This window comes from Streptomyces griseoflavus (assembly GCF_014649995.1).
Taxonomy (GTDB): Bacteria; Actinomycetota; Actinomycetes; order Streptomycetales; family Streptomycetaceae; genus Streptomyces; species Streptomyces griseoflavus.
In genome coordinates this window covers 199,709-218,793 of the sequence record NZ_BMUC01000011.1, presented here as the reverse complement: position 1 = coordinate 218,793, position 19,085 = coordinate 199,709, and the positions used below count along the sequence as shown (strand labels likewise).

Here is a 19,085-nt window from a genome sequence, read left to right as displayed (position 1 = left end):
CCGGGAGCCGGTCCGTACCGGGCCGGCGGGGCCACCGACGGAGAGGGCGAGCATGACGACGGACAGGGGCGGCGCGGCGGACGGGGCACGGACCGGGCCCATGGAGGTGCGTCCCGCCGCCGGGCACATCGGGGCGGACATCACCGGCGTCGACCTCGCCGGGAACCTCGACGAGGAGGTGGTCGCCGGGATCAGGGCGGCGCTGCTGCGCTGGAAGGTGGTGTTCTTCCGCGGTCAGCGACTCGACCACGCCGCCCACGTGGCACTGGCCCGCCGGTTCGGCGAGCCGGTCGTGCTGCCCCGTCGCGGGAAGGCCTCCCCGCCGGACTTCCCCGAGGTCGAGACGACCGCCGACCGGCTGGAGCTGGGCGGACGGTTCGGCATGGAGCACGAGGAATGGCTGCGGCGGCGCCGCCACACCCTGCTGCGCGGCTGGCACTGCGACCACGGCGCCCGCGTCGACCCGCCGGCCGCGACGATCCTGCGCGCCGAGACCGTCCCGCCCCACGGGGGCGACACCACCTGGTCGAACCTCGCCGCCGCCTACGCCGGACTGTCCGCTCCGCTGCGCGAGTTCGCCGACCGGCTGCGCGCCGAGCACCGGCTCGGGGTCGGCTACCAGCCCCGCCCCGGTGACGACGCCTACGTGCGCCATCTGCTGGACCGGCAGACCGCCTCCGAGCACCCCCTGGTGCGCGTCCACCCGGAGACCGGGGAGCGGGTGCTGTTCGTCAACGGCTACTACGTCGAGCAGATCACCGGGCTGTCCCGCCCCGAGAGCGCGGCCGTCCTGGAGATGCTCCTCGAACAGGCCACCCGCCCCGAGTACACGGTGCGTCTGCGGTGGGAGCCGGGCACCGTGGCGTTCTGGGACAACCGGGCCACCATCCATCTGGCGCCGGGCGACACGGCCCACCTCGGCCACCCGAGGATCATGCACCGCGTGATGCTCACCGGTGACGTCCCCGTGGGCGTGGACGGCCGGCCGTCCACGGCCCTCACCGGGACCGCGCCCGGCCGCTGGTAGCGGGCCCGCGCTCACGTCAGCGGGATGGTCACCTCGTCCTCGACGGGCGGGGCGACCTCCTGCGCGAGCAGTCCGGTGGCCGCGTGGCAGCGCAGCCGGACCGCCTCCGGGCTCACGTCCAGGCGCAGGAAGCTCTTGAAGAACGGCGGGCTGTACGTCGCCGAACCCGGTGAGAAGAGCGACGTGTAGGCCTTGCGCACCGGCAGCCGCAGCCGCTTGCCCCGGTCCGGGCGGCGGCCGGTGCCCAGCAGACCCGCCACCAGCCGCATCCGGCGGGTCACCCGGGGCGCGGGGCCCGGCGCACGGGTCGGGCCGATGCCGAGGCGCTCGGCGATCACGGCCATCGCCTCGGCGTCGGTGAGGGCGAAGAGGCGCCGCAGCCGCAGCCGCCGTCCGTAGAGGGCGCTGTAGAAGGCGAGGGAGTCGCCGCGCAGCGGGTAGCAGCGGAAGTCCCGCTCGGTGACCCCGGCGACGTCGACCCGGGGGATGGTGTGGGTGGCGTGGGTGAACGCGCCCGAGCCGCCCGCCACCACGTACTGCAGGGTGCGGCCGTCCTCCAGACGCACCGGGTAGCGCTGGTAGTTGTGGATGTCGCCGCCTATCGCGGCCACGTAGTGGTGGGCGGGATCGCGGACGACGGCGTCGACGGTTCCGCCGCCCTCGATCGGACACGGCCGGTGCTTGCCGTCGACGTACAGCGGCGAACCGGTGACCAGGATCTTCGGGCGCGGCCCCCGGGACACCTCCCGCAGCCAGGCGCCCTGCTCGGCGTCGAGGGTGCCCAGCAGCCCGGTGTCGATGCCGACGATACGCACCGGGCCGGCGTCGATCGCCCAGTACGGTCCCGGCTGCACCGCCCTCTGCTCCGGCCCGGAGCGCAGCCCGCGCGCCTCGTCGAGCTCCCCGCCGTCCCCGGGGCGCGGCCGGTGCCACAGCAGGCCGCGCAGCCAGGCCCGGGTGAGGGGGCGCGGCGCCGGCCCGGGCGGCAGCGGCGGGGCGTCGTCGCAGAAGACGCGCATGAAGCCGCCCAGGTCCTCGTACCAGTCGTGGTTTCCGGGGATCGCGTAGATCGGGGCCCGGTAGTCCCGGTACGGGCGGAAGAACTTGGGGCCGTAGTCGTCGGCGCTGCCCACCGGATAGATCACGTCGCTGGCGAGCACGGCGAAGGCGGTGCCCCGCCCCACGTTCAACAGGCCCGGCACGACCGCGTACTGGGGCTCGCCGCCCTCCCCGGTGTCGCCGATCACCAGGAACGAGAAGCGGTCCGGGTCCTCGCGCCGGATCACCTTGTCGGCCGGGGCGCCGGCCGCCGCCCGCTGGGCCACCCAGCGGGCGCGGACCTCTCCCGTGGGGTCCCCGAACAGCGTGGCCAGGACGCCGTTGCGGGCCGCCCACAGCGTTCTCGGATCGAGCCAGGAGATCCTGCTGCCGGCCCTGTGCGGCATCAGCCGCCGGTACGCGCCGTGTTCGGCGGCGCCCCAGCCGGCACCCTCGGAGGTATCGCGTGAAGAGTCGGACACCGGTGCACCGTAACAACGGTGCACGGAGGGGCCGTTGACCGGGTGCCCCGGCGGGGGCGGCGAACCCCCGCCGTGAGCGGCCGTGTCGAGGAAGGAGAACGCGAGGGGTGCCGCGTCCGCCGTGCGGGGCACCGCCGTCCGCCCGGGCACATCCCCGGGCGGGTCAGAAGGTGCGCTCCAGCAGACCGAGCAGCGCCGCCCAGTGGCGTTCGTCCGCCTCCTCGTCGTAGGCGGCCGTGTCGGACTGGGTGAAGCCGTGCCCCGCGCCGGGGTACACCTCGCAGCGGTGCCGGACCCCGGCGTCCGTCAGGGCCCGTTCCAGGCGCTCGATCTGCTCCGGGGGCAGCGACGGGTCCCGGTCGGCGTGCCCGAAGAACAGCTCGGCGGTGATCCGGCCGGCGAGGAGGTGGGGGCTGTCCGGCGCGTCCGACGCCAGCCGGCCCCCGTGGAACCCGGCCGCGGCGGCCACCCGCTCCGGATGGGCGGCGGCGGTGCGCAGGGACAGCGCCGCACCCATGCAGTAGCCGGTCACCGCTACCGGGCCGTCGGCCGCCGCCGGGCAGCCGGCCAGCCATCGCAGATACGATCCCGCGTCACGCTCCGCCCGCTCGGGCGTGAGCTGCCGCATCACCGGCATCAGGCGCCGCAGCAGCCGGCCCCGCGCCGCGTCGTCGATGAACGCGGGCAGCTCGGCCACGGGGGCGGGACCGCGCCGGTAGAGCACGTTCGGCACCAGGACGGTGTAGCCGGCCGCCGCCAGCCGGTCGGCCATCGCCCGCAGCGCCGGACGCAGGCCGAAGGCGTCCATGTAGAACAGCACCGCGGGCCGGGGAGCCCCGTCGGCGGGACGGGTCAGGTAGGCGTCGGCCGTCCCGTCCTCGGTGGGGACGTCGACGCCGGTCCCCGCCACGGCGCCCGCGGCCGGACGCCGGGTCACTCGAACCGCGAGACGTCGCCCGCGCCCCTGCGTACGATCTCCGCCTCGCCGCCGGAGAAGTCGATCACCGTGGTGGGTTCGGTGCCGCAGTCGCCGGAGTCGAGCACCGCGTCCACCTGGTGGTCGAGCCGGTCCTTGATCTCCCATCCCTGGGTCATCGGCTCGTCCTCGCCGGGCAGCAGCAGCGTGCTGGACAGCAGCGGCTCACCGAGTTCGGCCAGCAGCGCCTGGGTGACGACATGGTCGGGGATGCGCACGCCGACGGTCTTCTTCTTGGGGTGCTGGAGCATGCGCGGCACCTCCTTCGTCGCGGGCAGGATGAAGGTGTAGCTGCCCGGGGTCGACGCCTTGACCGCGCGGAACACGTCGTTGTCGATCCGTACGAACTGACCGAGCTGCGCGAAGTCCCGGCACACCAGGGTGAAGTGGTGCCGGTCGTCCAGCTTGCGGATGGAGCGGATCCGGTCGATGCCGTCCCGGCTGCCCAGCCGGCAGCCGAGCGCGTAGCAGGAGTCCGTGGGATAGGCGACCAGGGCGCCGGAGCGGATGCTGTCGGCGACCTGGCCGATGGTGCGGGACTGGGGGTTGTCGGGGTGCACGTCGAAGTACTTCGCCATTCACCGAGCTTATGCCGCCCGCGCGGGAGCACCGCGCACACGGGTCCGTGGCGCCGCCCGGGCCCGGACGCCCCGCCGCGCCGGGATGAGCCGCGCGCACGGGTGGGGTAACGTCCCCCGCCTATGCCGAGGCGGCGAGGAGACGAGAGGAACACCGAGGTGGCAGGCCGTGGGGACGGGATCCGGCGGACGCCGGGAGCGGCCGGGGAGCCCTCCGGCTGGGCGCGGGAACTGCTCGGGCATCTGCGGCCGGCCGGGCGGGACGCCCGCAGGGTGGTCGACTGGCTGGCCGCGACCGTGCGGGCGGAGGTGACCCTCCAGGACGGCGACGGCACGGTCCTCGCCGGCACCCGGCTGCGGCTGGAGGAGTCGCTCGTCGCCGACCTGGGCTCCGGCCGCATCGCCTCCGCCGCCTGGGAGGGGGAGGGGCGCCACCAGCGCCTGGTGCGGATCGGCCGTCCGTCGGGCACCTGCGTGCTGGCCGTCTCCCGCGAGACCCCCTTCGACCGGCACGCCGCCGACGTCGTCACGCACACCGCCCAGGTGATCGAACTCCTGCTGGCCGCCCACGAGACCACCGCGGCCGGGCACCGGCTCCAGCGGGCCACCGCCGATCTGCGGCTGGCGATCCTGCAACTGCTCATGGTGGAGGACGCCGTGGCCGCCCGCCGCGTCGCGGCCGGGCTCTGGCCGGGCCTGCTGGACGCCGACACGGCGTGCGTGTACGTCGTCGAGTCCGCGCCCGAGCGGCGCGAACGGCTGGTGGCGGAGTGCCTCGACGACACGCGGGACGAGGCGCTGGTCGTGCGGTGCCCCGCCATGGACGGGCACGTCATCGTCGTCAGCCCCCGCGAGAGCACGGCGTCCGAGCTGCGGGCGCTGGTCGGGCGGCACCCCGACACGTTCCTCGGCGGCAGCGTGTGGCAGAGCCTCGCCCGTACCGCCACCGCCTACGGACAGGCCGTCAGCGCGCTCGCGGTGGCGCGCTTCCGCGCCGACAAGACAGCGGTGTACGCCGAACGCACCCATCCCGAGCGGCTGATGGACCCCGCCGTCCTGCGCGGCTGGACGGGCCGGGTGCTGCGGCCACTGGACACGCTCCCGCACCACACGCGCGCCGAACTCCTCGCCACCACCCGGCTGGGGCTGGAGTTCACCGCGGTCAACACCGCCAAGATCCTCGGCGTCAGCCGCAACACGGTGCGGGCCCGCATGGAGCGCGTCGAGGCCATGCTCGGCGCCGACTTCGACGACCTCACCACCCGCGCCGTCGTCCATCTGGCACTCCACACCCAGATCAACCTCCTCGACGGACAGACGGGCCCCGACCGGGGCGCGCCCTCACCCGGACTCTCCGGCCTGCTGTCCGGCCCCGCCGTCGGCGCCTGGGCGCGGGAACTGCTGGGGCGGCTGGACCGCGACGCCCGCAACGTGCGCCGCACCCTGCGCGCCTGGATAGCCTCCGGCGGCAACGCCGAACGGGCGGCGCAGAGTCTGGGTGTCCACCCCCAGACCGTCCGCGAGCACGTGCGCAGCGCCGAACCGGTCCTGGAACGCCAGCTGCTGGCCGCCGGAACCGGCCTCTACGAGGTCGTGCTGGCCCACCTCGCGGTGGGCGATCTGGAACAGCCGGTGCTCACAGCGGGGTGAAAAAGGGTGTTTCCGGACTCGGTTGTGCACGGATGAGCCCTCCGGCGGCCGCAGCGGGCACCGGTGCGGTACACAGGCACGCTCCGTTCCGTTTAGTTTCGAGCCACGGCGGGGGCACGACCGGAACGGGGGACCGGTCGCGCCCCCCGCCCTTCGCTCCCCGCCCTTCGCTCCCCGCGCCGTCGCGCCGCGAGCCCTCTCCCCTCCCTCCTCGTGCGCCCTCGCCCGCTTCTCCGTGTGTCCTCGCCCCGGGCGGGTACCCGGCCGCGGCTGTCAAGGCCCGCCCCCTCCGCGACCCGTGACGGGGCGGGCGGTGAACGAGCACCGCGAAGAGGAGATCCGATGACCGGCCAGACGGAGACCGGCGGCGCCACCGGCACGCAGGACAAGGACTACAACCTGATCTGGTACGTCGAGGCGTGCCTGAGCAACGCCCTGCGCCTGCAGGGCTACATCGAGGACGCCGAGCGCGCCGAGGACACCGAGGTCGCCGACCTGTTCCGCAAGGCCCAGGCGGACAGCCGCAAGGGCGCGGAACTCGGCAAGGGGCTGCTGCGCGCCCGCCTCGGTCGCGGCTGAGCAGGCCGCCTCACCGGGCCCGGTCACCGTGCGCGGCACGGCGACCGGACCCGCACCGTGCCACGGCCGGCTCGCACCTCCCGGCCGACGGCGCCGACCGCCCCGGCGTCCCGCCCACGCCCGCACACCGGTGCCCGCAGCCCCATCGGCCGGATGGCGTACAGCCGGTCACGGGCACTTCGGGCGGCGGCGCCCGCCCCGCGGGGCGTTCACGGGGTTCCCGGCGGCGTCCGTCCGCGCCGCCGAGTCGCAGCCCGCCGTGATGCGCGGCAGCATGACCCCCGTACGCACGCGATCGGGGGGACGACGAGCAGTGCAAGGAGCCCACGATCATGACGGACGTTTCCAGCCGGGGTCCCGCTCCGGGCGACGACCGCAAGGTACTCACCAACCGCCAGGGCCACCCGGTCTACGACAACCAGAACCAGCGCACGGTCGGCGCCCGTGGCCCGGCCACGCTGGAGAACTACCAGTTCCTGGAGAAGATCAGCCACTTCGACCGGGAGCGCATCCCCGAGCGCGTGGTGCACGCGCGCGGCGTCACCGCCTACGGCTACTTCGAGGCGTACGGGAAATGGGGCGACGAGCCGATCTCCCCGTACACCCGGGCCAAGCTCTTCCAGGAGCAGGGCAAGCGCACCGACGTGGCCGTGCGCTTCTCCACCGTCATCGGCGGACGCGACTCCTCCGAGGCCGCCCGCGACCCGCGCGGCTTCGCCGTGAAGTTCTACACCGAGGACGGCAACTGGGACCTCGTCGGCAACAACCTGGGCGTCTTCTTCATCCGGGACGCCATCAAGTTCCCCGACGTCATCCATGCCCTCAAGCCCGACCCGGTCACCTTCGAGCAGCAGCCGCGGCGCATCTTCGACTTCATGTCGCAGACGCCCGAGTCCATGCACATGCTGGTCAACCTCTTCAGCCCGCGCGGCATCCCGGCCGACTACCGCCACATGCAGGGCTTCGGCGTGAACACGTACAAGTGGGTCAACGCCCAGGGCGACACCAAGCTGGTCAAGTACCACTGGATGCCCAAGCAGGGTGTGCGCTCCATGACCGAGGAGGACGCCGCCAACGTCCAGGCGGAATCCCTCGGCCACGCCACCAAGGACCTGTACGAGGCGGTCGGGCGCGGCGACCACCCCGAGTGGGAACTGCTCGTCCAGATGATGGACGACCACGACCACCCGGAGCTCGACTTCGACCCGCTGGACGACACCAAGACCTGGCCCGAGCAGGACTTCCCGCCCAAGCCGGTCGGCCGCATGGTGCTCAACCGGATGCCGGACAACTACTTCGCCGAGAACGAGCAGATCTCCTTCGGCACCGGTGTCCTCGTCGACGGCCTGGACTTCTCCGACGACAAGATGCTCGTCGGCCGGACCTTCTCCTACAGCGACACCCAGCGCCACCGGGTCGGCCCGAACTACCTGCAGCTCCCCGTCAACCAGGCCAAGAACGCCGAGGTGCACACCAACCAGCGCGACGGGCAGATGACGTACTCCGTCGACCACAGCGGGGACAACCCGCAGGTCAACTACGAGCCGTCGATCACCGGCGGACTGCGCGAGGGCGAGTACCCGACGCACGACGACCAGGGCCCGGAGATCGTGGGCCGGCTCACCCGCAAACGCATCCCCCGCACCAACGACTACCTCCAGGCGGGCCAGCGCTACTGCCTGATGGAGGACTGGGAGCGCGACGACCTGGTGAAGAACTTCACCGACCTCTTCGCGCAGTGCGACCGCGAGGTGCAGGAACGCATGGTCTGGCACTGTCTCCTCGCCGAGAACGACCTCGGCCGCCGGGTCGGCGAGGGCCTCGGCATCATGCCGGAGGACGTCGCCCACCTCGAACCACTCGCGAGCCAGACCCTCACCGACGAGGACCGCAAGCGGCTGTCCAGCCTCGGCGACAACCCGCCGCGCAACGTGGAGGGGCTCACCATGACCCACTGCGTCCCCGACGAACGGCACGTGGTCACCCGCTGAACGGTCCTCCGGCAGCGGCGGCCGGCGCCACCGCGAGCGCCTGACCGGCGCGGCCACGGCCGAAGCGCACGGCGTGCACCAGCAGCGACAGCGGCTGGTGCACGCCGACGCGTGTCCCACCGCCTCCGAGCGGCACCCCCGGCCGCAGCCTCCGCCACGTCCCCACCCGTCGCCGCCCCGGGCGGCCGCGGCGGAAGGGACGTCCCCGCGCACGGCCGCTCCCGGCCGCGCACGCGGCGGCCCGGCCTACGGGCCCGGCCGCCGCCGAAAGCTCACGCGGGACGGTGAACTCCCCGCGCACGCCGATGGAACACGGTCGCGGCGGGGGATCACTGGGACCATGACGAGTTCACCGTTCCAGCGCACCCTCACCCTGCCCGCCTCGCTCTGCGAGAACGCCGCACAGCACCTGGAGCAGGCCGTTGGACGCACGGTCGACGGGGCCGGAGTCCCGCTCAAGGCGTTCCGCGCGGCCGCCGAGAACGACTACACCCTCCCCGTCTCCGTCGTCGAACAGGCGGCGGGCTGTCTGCTGGTCCTGGCCACGGAGACCGCCCAGACCGTACGCCCGTCCGTCCTGCGCACCACCATCGGTGTCGCCCTGAGCCTGCGCGACGCCGTGGAGGCGGTCCACCAGCCCGCGCTCACCACCCGGTTCTGGTGACGGCACGCCGATTGCCCCCCTCCCCGGAGGGAACCCGGCCCGTCCGCACCACCGACACTCCCAGGAGTAGCCCATGAGTCTGTTGCGTGTCCTCGGCCGGCCGATGCTGGCGTCGATGTTCGTCGCGGGCGGGCTGGATTCCGTCCGCAACCCGCAGAACGTCGCGGGCCTCGCGGAACCCGTCGTACGGCCCGTCACCGACCGGGTTCCGCTGCTGCCCGACGGCACCGAGGACTGCGTACGCCTCAACGGCGCCGTCCAGGTCGTGGGCGGGCTGATGCTGGCCACCGGACGGCTGCCCCGCCCGGCCGCGTTCGCCCTCGCCGTCACGCTGGTGCCCACGACCCTGGCCGCGCACCGCTTCTGGGAGGAGGAGGACCCCGACCGGAAGACGCAGCAGCGCATCCACTTCCTCAAGAACCTCGCCATGCTCGGCGGCCTGCTGATCGCCGCCGACGACACCGGCTCCGCCCCCTCCCTGGTGTGGCGCGGCCGGCACGCCGCCCACGGCCTGCGGCGCGACGCCCACCTGGTACGCCGCTCCGTCCGGGCCGGCGCCGGCCCCGCGGCGGTGGCCGGCCGGGTCCGGGCCAAGCTGTCCTGCTGACCGGCCGGCCGCGCGTTAGCACCCCGCCGGCGCGGGGACCCGGGAGCGGAGTGGGCCCGGCCGGGCGCCACCACGGACCGGAAGGTGGAGGACATGGGACACGGAGGCAACGTCATCGACGAACTGGTGACCGATCACCGGGAGGTCGAGGAACTGTTCGGCAAGATCGAGGCACTGCCGCCCGGCCACAAGGACCGCAAGGTGTACGCCGACCAGGCCACGATCGAACTGGTCCGGCACTCGGTGGCCGAGGAGGCCTACCTCTACCCGGCGGTGCGCGAGCACGTGCCGGACGGGGACGCCCTCGCCGACCGGGAGCTCGAGGACCACGCGACGGCCGAGCAGACCATGAAGGACCTGGAAGGCTGTGACGCGGACGACGCCGAGTTCGACCGCCTCATCGGCTCGCTCATGAGCGAGATCCGGGAGCACATCGCCGACGAGGAGCAGAACCTCTTCCCGAAGCTGCGCGCCGCCTGCTCCACGGAGGAACTCGACCGGCTCGGTGAGAAGGTCCGGCAGGCGAAGAAGACCGCCCCGACCCGGCCGCACCCGGCCGCCCCGGACAAGCCCCCCGCGAACAAGCTCCTGGCCCCGGGTGCCGGAATGGTCGACCGGCTCCGCGACGCGCTGAGCGGACGCGGCAAGCAGGGCTGAGGACCACCGACGAGGGCCCGTCGCGGCGGCGGCGGGCCCTTCCGTGTGTCCGCTCCCTGCGAGCGACGGGTCCTTCCGTGGGCCCGCTCCCTGTGAGCAAGCCCACTCGCCGGCCCAACTCCCCGGCACCCCAACGCGCTTGACGTCTCCGGCCCGGTGGTCCCGCGGTGGTCCGGAACCGACTCGGCGCCTTCTTCTGCCACGATGGTCCGCGCCCAGTCCGGGCGACGGGAATCGCCGCGCAGCGCAGCCGGCCCTCCGCTTCCCGCGCCCCCTCGCTCCGAGCCCCGGCTCGTCCGTCCGAGTAGCGCTCCTGTGTCCTCCCCGCCCCCTCCCGCCCGGCCCGCGTCACGCTCGCCCTGGCGGTCCCTGCGGCACCGCAGCATGCGCTGGTGGTCCGTCGCCAACTTCGTGTCCAACGCCGGTACGTGGATGCAGCTCACGGTGCAGAACCTGCTGGTCCTGCAGATCACCGGCTCCGCCGCGGCCACCGGCCTGTCCATGTCCGTGCAGGCGGCTCCCGCCCTGCTGATGAGCGTCCTCGGCGGCGCGGCGGTCGACCGCTGGCCGCGGAAGCTGACGGCCGCCGTCAGCCAGGCCCTGCTGTCGGCGATCGCGTTCACCACGGCCGTCCTGGTGGCGCTCGACCGGCTCGACATGACCTCCCTGATGGTGCTGGCCGCCGTCACCGGCACGGTCGCCACCGTCGACAACCCGGCCTGCGCCCTGCTCGGCAACGATCTCGTGCCGGCCGAGGACGTGCCCTCCGCGATCGGGGTGGGCGCGCTGGTCTTCAACGCCGGCCGGCTCGCGGGCGCCGCCCTCGCCGGAGTGACGGTCGGGTTCCTCGGCACGGCCGCCGCCTACTTCGCCAACGGCTTCTCGTTCCTCTTCGTGACCGCGGTCATCCCGTTCCTGCGCCCCGCTGCGGGCGCGGTGCGGCAGGCCGTGGCCAAGGGAGAACGGCCGCAGGCCGCCCTGACCGTCCGCGAGGGGATCGCGTTCTTCGCCCGCCGGCCCCGGCTGATGGCGCTCGCCGGGGTCACCGGCGTCAGCGCGGTCTTCGGACGCAACTACGGGCTGACACTCGCCGTGCTGGTCACCGGACCGCTCGCCGGCGGCGCGGGCGCCTTCGGCACGGTGTCCACGGTCCTGGCCGTCGGCGGGATCCTCGGCGCCGTGCTCGGCGCGCGGCTGCGCAGGCCGTCGGTGCGGCTGGTCGGCGCCCTCGCGGCGACGGGCGCGCTGCTGCAGGTGGTGGCCGGGATGTCGCCGTCGCTGGCGGTGCTGCTGGTGCTGGTCCTGCCCATGGCGGTCGTCGAGTCCGTCTCCGACACCGCCGGGACGGCCGTCCTGCAGACCGACCCGCCCGCCCATCTGCGCGGCCGCGTCCTCGGCGTCTGGGGCAGCGTCGGCACCGTGTGGAGCCTGGGCGGCCCGCCCGCCCTCGGCCTCCTCATGGAACTCGCCGGCCCCCGCGGGGCCCTGGTCACCGGCGGCCTGGTCATCGCGGCCTCCATCACCGCGGGCCACCTCCTCTCCCGCCGGACGCACCTCCCCCTCACGCTCCCCGCGAAGGACGTCCCCCGCCCGGCTCTGGAGACGGCGGCCTGACCGGCCGGCCCCCGGGACACACGGGGCGGCGGGGCGGGGACATCCCTCGCGGCCGCCGCCTCACCCGTCCCCGGACCTCACGGACACCGCCGCCGCGTCGGCGGCCCGCCGCGCCAGCGACGTGGTCGACCGCCCGTCCAGGTACGGCAGTACCACCGCCTGCCCGCCCCACCCCCGCAGCACTTCCGCCTCCGGCAGGTCCTGCACCGAGTAGTCCCCGCCCTTCACCCACACGTCCGGCCGCAGCCGCTCCAGCACCGCCGCGGGCGTGTCCTCCTCGAACACCACGACGGCGTCCACGCTCCCCAGCGCCGCCAGCACCCGGGCCCGGTCCGCCGCCGGAACGAGCGGCCGTCCCGCCCCCTTGCGCCGGGTGACCGACGCGTCCGAGTTGAGACACACGATCAGACAGTCCCCGATCCGCCGGGCGCTCTCCAGCAGCCCGACGTGCCCGGCGTGCACCAGGTCGAAGCAGCCGCCCGTGGCGACGACCGTCCCCCCGCGCGCCCGCACGCTCTCCGCCAGCCCGAACGCGTCGGCCGCGTCGGCCCCGGGAGTGCGACCCGGCGCGGGGACCGCCGGCGTCTCCCAGAGGTCCGGATTGCCCGACCCGCCCGCGGCGACGAACGCGGCGGCCGCCGCCACCGCCCGTTGCAGCGCCTCCTCCGGCAGCAGCCCGTCGGCCAGCGCCGCGACGGTGGTGGCGGCGAAACAGTCACCCGCCCCGCACGGGTCACCCCCGGCCCGGAAGGGTGCCGGGATCAGCATCGGCGTCCCCCCTCCCGGCCGGGTCAGCAGCACGCCCCGGTCGCCGAGCGTCACGGCCACGCCCGCCGCCCGCCAGCGCTCCGCCAGCGACGTCCCCCGCTCGGCGAAGGCGCCCAGCGACGGCCCCGACACCCCCGGCGTACCGGCGCACAGGGCGATCGCCTCCGCCGCGTTGGGCGTGACGAGCCGCGCCCCCGGCACCGGCGGTTCACCCCTGGGATGCGGGTCCCACACCAGCGGCGTACGGCGGGCCGCGTCCTCCAGGTGCGCGCGCACCGCCCCCGCGGTGTGCCGCCCGTAGTCGGCGACGAGTACCGCGTGCGCGCCCGCGAGCGCCTCGCACACCGCGCCGTCCGGCTCCCCGGGCGTCCCGCCGCCCCGGTCGATGCGCACCACGGGCCGTCCGCCCGCCAGCACCCTGGTCTTCACCGGCAGGGTGCCGTGCAGCGGAAGCTCCAGCAGCCGGACCCGGCCGCTGAGCCCCCGGCGGACGGCCTCGCTGGCGGGGTCGTCGCCGAGGGCGGTCACCAGGACCACGTCCCGGCCGCCCCGGGCGGCGAGCGCGGCGGCCAGCCCCGCCCCGCCCGGATGCCTGCGGTCACCGGTGACGTCGACGACCGGGGCCGGGGCGTCCGGGGCCAGCCGGGTGGCGACTCCCTCGATGTCCTCGTCCAGCAGCACGTCCCCCACCACCACGAGCGGCTCGAGTGCGGTCATGACGTCCTCCCGGGGACGGCCGCCGCCCGCCGGGCGAGGGGCGTGGACACGGCGGTGTCGAACGACTCGCAGAGCAGGTGCACGGCGACCAGATGCGTCTCCTGGACGGTCGCGGTACTGCCCGCCTCCACGCACAGTGCCTCGTGGGCGGCCTCCGCCAGTGGATTGGGGCCGGGCCCGGTGAGCGCCCAGATCCGCAGCCCGGCCCGCCGGCCCGCCACGGCCGCCGCGATCAGATTGGCGCTGCGGCCCGAGGTGGACAGCAGCATCAGCACGTCGCCGGGACGCCCGTGGGCGACCACCTGGCGGGCGTACACGTGGTCGAAGCCGTAGTCGTTGCCGATGGCGGTGACGCTGGAGGTCTCCGCGTGCAGGGCGAGCGCCGAGAAGGCACGCCGCTCCCTGCGGTACCGGCCGACCAGTTCGGCGGTCAGGTGCTGGGCCTGGGCGGCGCTGCCGCCGTTGCCGGCCGCCAGCAGCCGACCTCCCCCGGTGAGGACGGAGGCGAGGTGTCCGCCCCAGTCGGCGATCCGGGGCAGGCCGTTCAGACGGAGGCCGTCGAGGGCCTCCTGGAGCGACCGGCAGTGCAGTCGCGCGGCGTCGAGCGCGGAGTGTTCGGTCATCCTGTTCCGGGCGCACCGCCTCGGTGGGGACGGCGGTGGGACCCGCACCTCCTTCCAGCTTTCGGGCGTCGGCGGTGGTCGGGGCCGGCCGGTCAGCCGGCCCGGGTCGCGGCGGGTTCCGCGTCGAGGACCTCGCAGTAGGCCGCCTCGGTGGCGGCGGCGATCCGCGGCCAGCCGTAGCGGCTGAGCACCCGGCGGCGGCCGGCCGCACCGCAGGCGGCCCGGGCCGCCGGGTCGGCGAGCAGCGCGGCGACCGCCCGGGCCAGCGCCTGAGGGTCACGGGCCGGCACCAGCCGTCCGGTGCCCGGATCCGCGACGGTGTCGAGCTGACCGCCGACCGCGCTGGCCACCACCGGACGGCCGCAGGCCATGGCCTCCAGCGGGACGATCCCGAACGGCTCGTAGTCGGCGGGGCACAGCACCACGTCGGCGGAGCGCAGCAGCGCCGGCACCCGGGCGGCGTCCACCCCGCCGGTGAAGCGGACCCGGTCGGCCACCCCGGCGTCCCGCGCGAGTCCCCGCAGCCGGCGCACCTCCGGGTCGTCGTCCAGGACGTCCCGGGGCGGACCGCCGACCACGACGAGTTCGGTCCCCGGCAGCCCGGCCAGCGCCGCCACCGACACCCCGGCACCCTTGCGGGGCACCAGCCGGCCCAGCTGGAGCAGCCGGTACCGGAACGGTCCGCGCGGGGCGACCGGCCCCAGCGGGGTGAACCGGTCGGTGTCCACCCCGCACGGCACGACGCCGATCCGGTCCGCCGGCAGCCCCATCCGGAGCAGCTCGGCCACCTCGTCCCGGCAGGTGGCGACGACCCGGTCGCAGCCCAGTCCCACCTCGGTCTCGCAGCCGATCCGTTCCGGCGGGCTGGTGTCGGCGAGCCTCTGGTGCCGCCGCTTCACCGTGCCCAGCGCGTGATACGTGTGCAGCAGCGGCAGGCCCAGTTCCCGGGCCGCCCGCAGCGAGGCGAGCCCCGACATCCAGTAGTGCGAGTGCGCCACGTCCGGGGTGCGGGCCCGCCACGCCCGGGCCAGGTGCTGCCCGAACTCCTCCATGTGGGGCAGCAGCCGGTCCTTGGGCAGCGGCCGCGCGGGGCCCGCCGGCACGTGGTGGACCTCGACGCCCTCGCGCAGCGGCACCCGGTCGGGCAGGGCGGGGTCGTCGCGGCGGGTGTGCACGGTGACGCGGTGGCCGCGGTCGGCGAGCGCCCCCGCGAGGGCGGCGACGTGCACGTTCTGCCCGCCGGCGTCCACCCCGCCGAGTGTGGCGAGAGGGCTCGCGTGCTCCGAGACCAGCGCGATGGACAGCGAGCCGGGGGCGAGGTCGTCGCCGGCGTACGGGCCGGCGGGGAGGGAGCCGGGGGGCGGGGTCATGAGCACACCTCCGTGATCAGGCGTTCCCAGTCGTCCAGGAACCGCTTGAGCCCGTACCGTTCGAGGGCGGCCTGGCGGGCCCGTGCCCCGTCCGCGGCGGCGGCCGCCGGGTCCGCGAGATAGCGGCGGGCGGCCCGGGCGAGGACGTCGGGCCGGTTCGACACGGTGCCCGCACCCTCCGGCACCGCCTCGACCGCCTCGGTGGTGGCCAGCGCCAGCACGGGCATGCCGAGGTGCATCGCCTCCAGCAGCGACAGACCGAGGGAGGTCCAGCGCACCGGGTGCAGGTACATCCGGCGCTCGGCCATTGCCGCGTGCAGGTCGCGCTGCGGCAGGTCGGCGGTGCGGCACCGCTCCGGCGGCAGGCCCAGGTGCCGGGCGAGCCCGTCGGTGCGCATGCCGAACACGTCCAGCGGCACCGCCCGGGCCAGCTCGGGCAGCAGGTCCGTACCGGTGTACCGGCCGCGGCGCAGCGGGTCGTTGACGACGACCGCGGCACGCTCCAGCCGGCCCGTGCAGCGGTGGCCGGGGTCGACGATGCCGTGCTCGACGACCTCGGTGCGGGTGCTGCCGCAGTCCCAGAACAGCCGGTTGAAGTGCGTGACGTGCACGAGCGTCAGATCGGCGCGGTCCGCCACGGGATGGCGGGTGTCGGGGACGTCGCCGTCCGGGGCGTTGTGCTCCAGGTACACGGCCGGCACGTCCCGGCCGGGGCGCCGGCCGCCGAGCCAGCGCCGGGCGAGCTCGAGTTCGTGCGGCCGTTGCAGGACGACCAGGTCGAACGGGGTCTCCCGCAGCTCCTCCGGCGTGGCCTCGCGCACCGACGCGGGCCAGGTGAAGGTCCGGGCACGGCCGAGTCCGTCCGGACCCCGGTCCGGGGTGACGGGGACGACGTAGGTGTGGGGGCCCTGGACGAACGCCGTCGTCCAGGATCCGTGTACGTGCCACAGCAGGATGTTCATACGGCGGCTCCCAGGTCCGTGCGCTCCTCCGGCTCCGGCGGCGGGCGGGTCATGACGGCAGCCGTTCGCCGGCCGGCGGCGGGTAGGCGGGGGCGGGAGCCCCGGACCGCCCGGGGCGGGGCGGCGCCGCGCGGTGGCGGAGGTGGCCCCGCAGCCGGTGGAAGACCGCCACCGGCGGGATGACCGTGCTGGTGAGGACCATGGTGGTGATCTCCTCCCGGGTGCGCGGGCCCGGGAGGATCCGGGCCAGGGCGAATTCGGCGGTTCCGGCCAGCCAGCCGCCGAAGCAGACCGCCGAGGCCCGGGGCCGGCCGGTCAGCGCGCAGGCCACGGCCGCCAGACCCGCCGCGGTCACCGCGAGGTGACCGGGCAGGCGCCCCCGTGGCGCGTCCGCCCGCTGCCACCAGTCGCGGCCGTGCAGCCGGGACATCAGCACGTCGTCGGCGTTGCCCGCCTGGGCGCGCACGGAGATCCAGCGTCCGGCCTCCCGTACCGGATGGGTGGTCAGGCGGCGGCCCCGCGCCAGCGTCCAGCCGGCGTCGAGCACCCGCAGCGCCAGGTCCGCGTCCTCGCGGAACGCCCTGCGGAACCGTTCGTCGAAGCCGCCGGTGCTCTCCAGCGCCCGGCGGCGGTACACCATGTCGGCCGTGATCCAGCGGGCCGTGGCGAGGCCGGCGGTGTTGCGCTCCCAGTCGGTGGGCCGGCGGTCCGGCGGCAGCGGGACGTCGACGCGGGCGCTGATCCCGGCGGTGGCGACGCTCGCCCCGGCGAGGTCGAGGGCCAGGTCGTCGGCCCAGGTGGGACCCGGGACCACGTCGTCGTCGAGGAAGACGATCCACGGCACGTCCCCGGCCGCCCGCCATCCGGTGTTGCGGGCGGCGGCCGGTCCCCGCCCCCCGCCGGGCACGACGAGGGTGCGCGCGCGCAGCGACGGGGGAACGGCGGCGGTCAGCGGCGCCCCGGCGGGGTCCGGGCGGTCGTCGACCACGACGACCCGGACCGGGCCCGGACCGTCCGCCTCCGCCAGCGCCCGCAGGCACCGGGCCAGGCAGGGCCGGCCGAGCGTCGGCACCACCACGGCGTACTCGCCGCTCGGAGCGGGGGACCCGGTCATCGCCGCACCTCGCTCTCGCCGGCGGAGCGGAACAGGTCCGCCCGCCGGATCGCGAACGGACCGATGGCCAGCAGGTCGACGGGGGAGGAGCCGAAGCACTCCAGGGCGTCGCGCGGGTCGTCGACCATGGGCCGTCCGGCCGTGTTGAGACTGGTGTTGACGACCACGGGCAGCCCGGTCAGCCGCTCGAACTCGCCCAGCATCCGCGCCACCAGGGGCTCGCGCGCCGGATCGACGGTCTGGATGCGGGCGGTTCCGTCGACGTGCACCACGGCGGGGATGCGCTCGCGCCAGGCGGGCGCCACGTCGTGCACGAACAGCATGTACGGGCTGGGCAGCGGCCCGTCGAAGATCTCGGCGGCGCGGTCGGCGAGCACCATGGGCGCCACCGGCCGGAACTGCTCGCGCCCCTTGACGTCGTTGAGCCGCTCCAGATTGCCCGCGTGCCCCGGATGGGCCAGCAGCGAGCGGTGACCGAGCGCCCGGGGACCGTACTCGCTGCGTCCCTGGAACCAGGCGACGACGCCGTTGCCGGCCAGCGTACGGGCCACGGTCGCGGCGATGTCGGCCGGCCGTTCGAAGGGGACGGCGGCCGTCTTCAGCCACGCCCCCAGCTCCGCGTCCGTCCAGTCCCGGCCGAGGTCGGCGCCGGTCATGGGCTCCGGTCCGTCACCGGCCCCGGCGGACAGCAGCAGGGCTCCGCCCAGCGCGGTGCCCGCGTCCCCTGCCGCCGGCTGCACCCACACCCGGGAGAACGGGCCCTCCCGGGCGATGCGGGAGTTGGCGACGCAGTTCAGGGCGACGCCCCCGGCGAGGGTGAGCACACGGTCGTGGGTGCGGCCGTGCAGCCAGCGCGCCAGGTCCAGCAGGGTCTCCTCCAGCACGGCCTGCGCGCCGGCGGCGACATCGGCGTGGTCCCGGGTCCACGGTTCGTCGGGGCCGCGCGGCGCGCAGAACTCGTGCCAGGGCACCCCGGAGGCGTGGAAGCCGCCGTCGCCGGTCGGATACACGTACCGGCGCAGTTCGGCCAGCATGCGCGGGGTGCCGTGGGAGGCGAGGGCCATCACCTTGAACTCGTCGGAGGAGCGCAGGAAGCCGAGGTGTTCGGTGAGTTCCTCGTAGACGAGGCCGAGCGAGTGCGGGAGGTCCTGCGCGCGCAGGGACTCGAGCCGGTCGCCCACCCGGCGGGCGGCGAGGTGGGAGGCGCGCTCGCCGCGGCCGTCCAGCACCAGGACCGAGCAGTCCCCGCCGCCGGGGGCGGCGAACGCGCCCGAGGCGGCGTGCGCCATGTGGTGCGGTACGAAGCGGACGGTCTCCGGGTCCAGGCCCGGCAGCGCGGTCCGCAGGAAATTCGGGGCCTCCCGCGCGTAGGTGAGCCGCAGGTGGTCCCACGGGTCGTCCAGACCCATCGCGTCGGCGGGACGGGCGAGCGCGGGGTCGAAGGAGTAGGCGACCGCGTCGAGGTCCTGGGGGCGCAGTCCGGCGCGCCTCAGGCACCAGGCGGCGGCCTTCTCGGGCAGTTCCCAGGCGGAGAACGGCAGCGGCCGCTTGCCGTGCTTGCGCCGGGAGAACCTCTCCTCCTCCGCGGCGGCGACGGTCCGCCCGTCGATCACCAGTGCGGCGGCGGGGTCGTGGAAGAGGGCGTTGATTCCGAGGATGCGCATGGCG

The 19,085-nt window shown here is 75.2% G+C and carries 17 protein-coding genes; 8 read left to right on the top strand and 9 right to left on the bottom strand.

Annotation, left to right across the window (positions count from 1 at the left end):
• Positions 1–52: 52 nt before the first annotated feature.
• The gene (locus tag IE172_RS23465) at positions 53–1,027 is read left to right on the top strand and encodes a TauD/TfdA dioxygenase family protein (RefSeq protein WP_190099268.1); all 975 of its coding nucleotides are present in this window, start codon (positions 53–55) and stop codon (positions 1,025–1,027) included.
• Between the two features lie 11 nt (positions 1,028–1,038).
• On the opposite strand, the gene IE172_RS23460 is transcribed toward IE172_RS23465, so the two are convergent.
• The 3 genes from IE172_RS23460 to IE172_RS34690 form a co-directional block, all read right to left on the bottom strand.
• The gene (locus tag IE172_RS23460) at positions 1,039–2,547 is read right to left on the bottom strand and encodes a metallophosphoesterase family protein (protein WP_190099267.1); all 1,509 of its coding nucleotides are present in this window, start codon (positions 2,545–2,547) and stop codon (positions 1,039–1,041) included.
• Between the two features lie 163 nt (positions 2,548–2,710).
• The gene (locus IE172_RS23455) at positions 2,711–3,484 is read right to left on the bottom strand and encodes a dienelactone hydrolase family protein (RefSeq protein ID WP_229886303.1); all 774 of its coding nucleotides are present in this window, start codon (positions 3,482–3,484) and stop codon (positions 2,711–2,713) included.
• Positions 3,481–4,101 (bottom strand): L-threonylcarbamoyladenylate synthase, encoded by a 621-nt coding sequence (locus IE172_RS34690; RefSeq protein WP_229886302.1) that lies wholly within the window; start codon positions 4,099–4,101, stop codon positions 3,481–3,483. Before IE172_RS34690 ends, IE172_RS23455 begins: the two co-directional genes overlap by 4 nt.
• A gap of 159 nt (positions 4,102–4,260) precedes the next feature.
• Here IE172_RS34690 and IE172_RS23450 point away from each other — a divergent pair, with 159 nt between their 5' ends.
• The 7 genes from IE172_RS23450 to IE172_RS23415 all read left to right on the top strand — a co-directional run bounded on the left by IE172_RS23450 (position 4,261) and on the right by IE172_RS23415 (position 11,863).
• Positions 4,261–5,751 carry a helix-turn-helix domain-containing protein gene (locus IE172_RS23450; protein WP_229886300.1) on the top strand — a complete coding sequence of 497 codons (1,491 nt, stop codon included), beginning with the start codon at positions 4,261–4,263 and terminating at the stop codon, positions 5,749–5,751.
• A 342-nt stretch (positions 5,752–6,093) separates the two neighbouring features.
• Complete coding sequence (locus tag IE172_RS23445) at positions 6,094–6,330, top strand: hypothetical protein (protein ID WP_190099264.1); 237 nt, start codon at positions 6,094–6,096, stop codon at positions 6,328–6,330.
• A gap of 332 nt (positions 6,331–6,662) precedes the next feature.
• Positions 6,663–8,321: a catalase gene (locus IE172_RS23440; protein WP_190099263.1), complete on the top strand. Its 1,659-nt coding sequence runs from the start codon at positions 6,663–6,665 to the stop codon at positions 8,319–8,321.
• 340 nt (positions 8,322–8,661) lie between these two features.
• Positions 8,662–8,985, top strand: a complete 324-nt coding sequence (locus IE172_RS23430; protein ID WP_190099262.1) for a hypothetical protein — start codon at positions 8,662–8,664, stop codon at positions 8,983–8,985.
• Positions 8,986–9,058: 73 nt separating this feature from the next.
• A complete protein-coding gene (locus IE172_RS23425; protein WP_190099261.1) occupies positions 9,059–9,592 on the top strand; it encodes a DoxX family protein in 534 nt (177 codons plus the stop codon).
• A 93-nt stretch (positions 9,593–9,685) separates the two neighbouring features.
• Positions 9,686–10,249 carry a hemerythrin domain-containing protein gene (locus IE172_RS23420; protein ID WP_190099260.1) on the top strand — a complete coding sequence of 188 codons (564 nt, stop codon included), beginning with the start codon at positions 9,686–9,688 and terminating at the stop codon, positions 10,247–10,249.
• A 204-nt stretch (positions 10,250–10,453) separates the two neighbouring features.
• Positions 10,454–11,863 (top strand): MFS transporter, encoded by a 1,410-nt coding sequence (locus IE172_RS23415; protein ID WP_438817024.1) that lies wholly within the window; start codon positions 10,454–10,456, stop codon positions 11,861–11,863.
• A 60-nt stretch (positions 11,864–11,923) separates the two neighbouring features.
• Here the strand turns inward: IE172_RS23415 and rfaE2 are convergent, their stop codons facing one another.
• The 6 genes from rfaE2 to IE172_RS23385 all read right to left on the bottom strand — a co-directional run bounded on the left by rfaE2 (position 11,924) and on the right by IE172_RS23385 (position 19,081).
• Positions 11,924–13,348, bottom strand: a complete 1,425-nt coding sequence (gene rfaE2, locus IE172_RS23410; protein WP_190099258.1) for a D-glycero-beta-D-manno-heptose 1-phosphate adenylyltransferase — start codon at positions 13,346–13,348, stop codon at positions 11,924–11,926.
• The gene (locus IE172_RS23405; RefSeq protein WP_190099257.1) at positions 13,345–13,971 is read right to left on the bottom strand and encodes a D-sedoheptulose-7-phosphate isomerase; all 627 of its coding nucleotides are present in this window, start codon (positions 13,969–13,971) and stop codon (positions 13,345–13,347) included. Before IE172_RS23405 ends, rfaE2 begins: the two co-directional genes overlap by 4 nt.
• Before the next feature lie 92 nt (positions 13,972–14,063).
• Positions 14,064–15,341 (bottom strand): glycosyltransferase, encoded by a 1,278-nt coding sequence (locus IE172_RS23400; protein ID WP_190099256.1) that lies wholly within the window; start codon positions 15,339–15,341, stop codon positions 14,064–14,066.
• The gene (locus IE172_RS23395) at positions 15,338–16,303 is read right to left on the bottom strand and encodes a glycosyltransferase (RefSeq protein ID WP_190099255.1); all 966 of its coding nucleotides are present in this window, start codon (positions 16,301–16,303) and stop codon (positions 15,338–15,340) included. Before IE172_RS23395 ends, IE172_RS23400 begins: the two co-directional genes overlap by 4 nt.
• Before the next feature lie 49 nt (positions 16,304–16,352).
• Entirely contained in the window at positions 16,353–17,417 is a 1,065-nt protein-coding gene (locus IE172_RS23390; protein ID WP_190099254.1) for a glycosyltransferase family 2 protein, read from the bottom strand.
• Positions 17,414–19,081 (bottom strand): carbamoyltransferase family protein, encoded by a 1,668-nt coding sequence (locus tag IE172_RS23385; protein ID WP_190099253.1) that lies wholly within the window; start codon positions 19,079–19,081, stop codon positions 17,414–17,416. The genes IE172_RS23390 and IE172_RS23385 overlap by 4 nt, the downstream gene beginning before the upstream one ends.
• Positions 19,082–19,085: the final 4 nt, after the last annotated feature.

Excerpts from the sequence above, each read along its gene's own strand:
- IE172_RS23415 (WP_438817024.1), top strand. The coding sequence starts at position 10,454 with ATGGTCCGCGCCCAGTCCGGGCGACGGGAATCGCCGCGCAGCGCAGCC.
- IE172_RS23445 (WP_190099264.1), top strand. The coding sequence starts at position 6,094 with ATGACCGGCCAGACGGAGACCGGCGGCGCCACCGGCACGCAGGACAAG.
- rfaE2 (WP_190099258.1), bottom strand. The coding sequence starts at position 13,348 with ATGACCGCACTCGAGCCGCTCGTGGTGGTGGGGGACGTGCTGCTGGAC.
- IE172_RS23420 (WP_190099260.1), top strand. The coding sequence starts at position 9,686 with ATGGGACACGGAGGCAACGTCATCGACGAACTGGTGACCGATCACCGG.
- IE172_RS23400 (WP_190099256.1), bottom strand. The coding sequence starts at position 15,341 with ATGACCCCGCCCCCCGGCTCCCTCCCCGCCGGCCCGTACGCCGGCGAC.
- IE172_RS23440 (WP_190099263.1), top strand. The coding sequence starts at position 6,663 with ATGACGGACGTTTCCAGCCGGGGTCCCGCTCCGGGCGACGACCGCAAG.
- IE172_RS23390 (WP_190099254.1), bottom strand. The coding sequence starts at position 17,417 with ATGACCGGGTCCCCCGCTCCGAGCGGCGAGTACGCCGTGGTGGTGCCG.
- IE172_RS23430 (WP_190099262.1), top strand. The coding sequence starts at position 8,662 with ATGACGAGTTCACCGTTCCAGCGCACCCTCACCCTGCCCGCCTCGCTC.
- IE172_RS23385 (WP_190099253.1), bottom strand. The coding sequence starts at position 19,081 with ATGCGCATCCTCGGAATCAACGCCCTCTTCCACGACCCCGCCGCCGCA.
- IE172_RS23465 (WP_190099268.1), top strand. The coding sequence starts at position 53 with ATGACGACGGACAGGGGCGGCGCGGCGGACGGGGCACGGACCGGGCCC.
- IE172_RS34690 (WP_229886302.1), bottom strand. The coding sequence starts at position 4,101 with ATGGCGAAGTACTTCGACGTGCACCCCGACAACCCCCAGTCCCGCACC.
- IE172_RS23425 (WP_190099261.1), top strand. The coding sequence starts at position 9,059 with ATGAGTCTGTTGCGTGTCCTCGGCCGGCCGATGCTGGCGTCGATGTTC.
- IE172_RS23395 (WP_190099255.1), bottom strand. The coding sequence starts at position 16,303 with ATGAACATCCTGCTGTGGCACGTACACGGATCCTGGACGACGGCGTTC.
- IE172_RS23405 (WP_190099257.1), bottom strand. The coding sequence starts at position 13,971 with ATGACCGAACACTCCGCGCTCGACGCCGCGCGACTGCACTGCCGGTCG.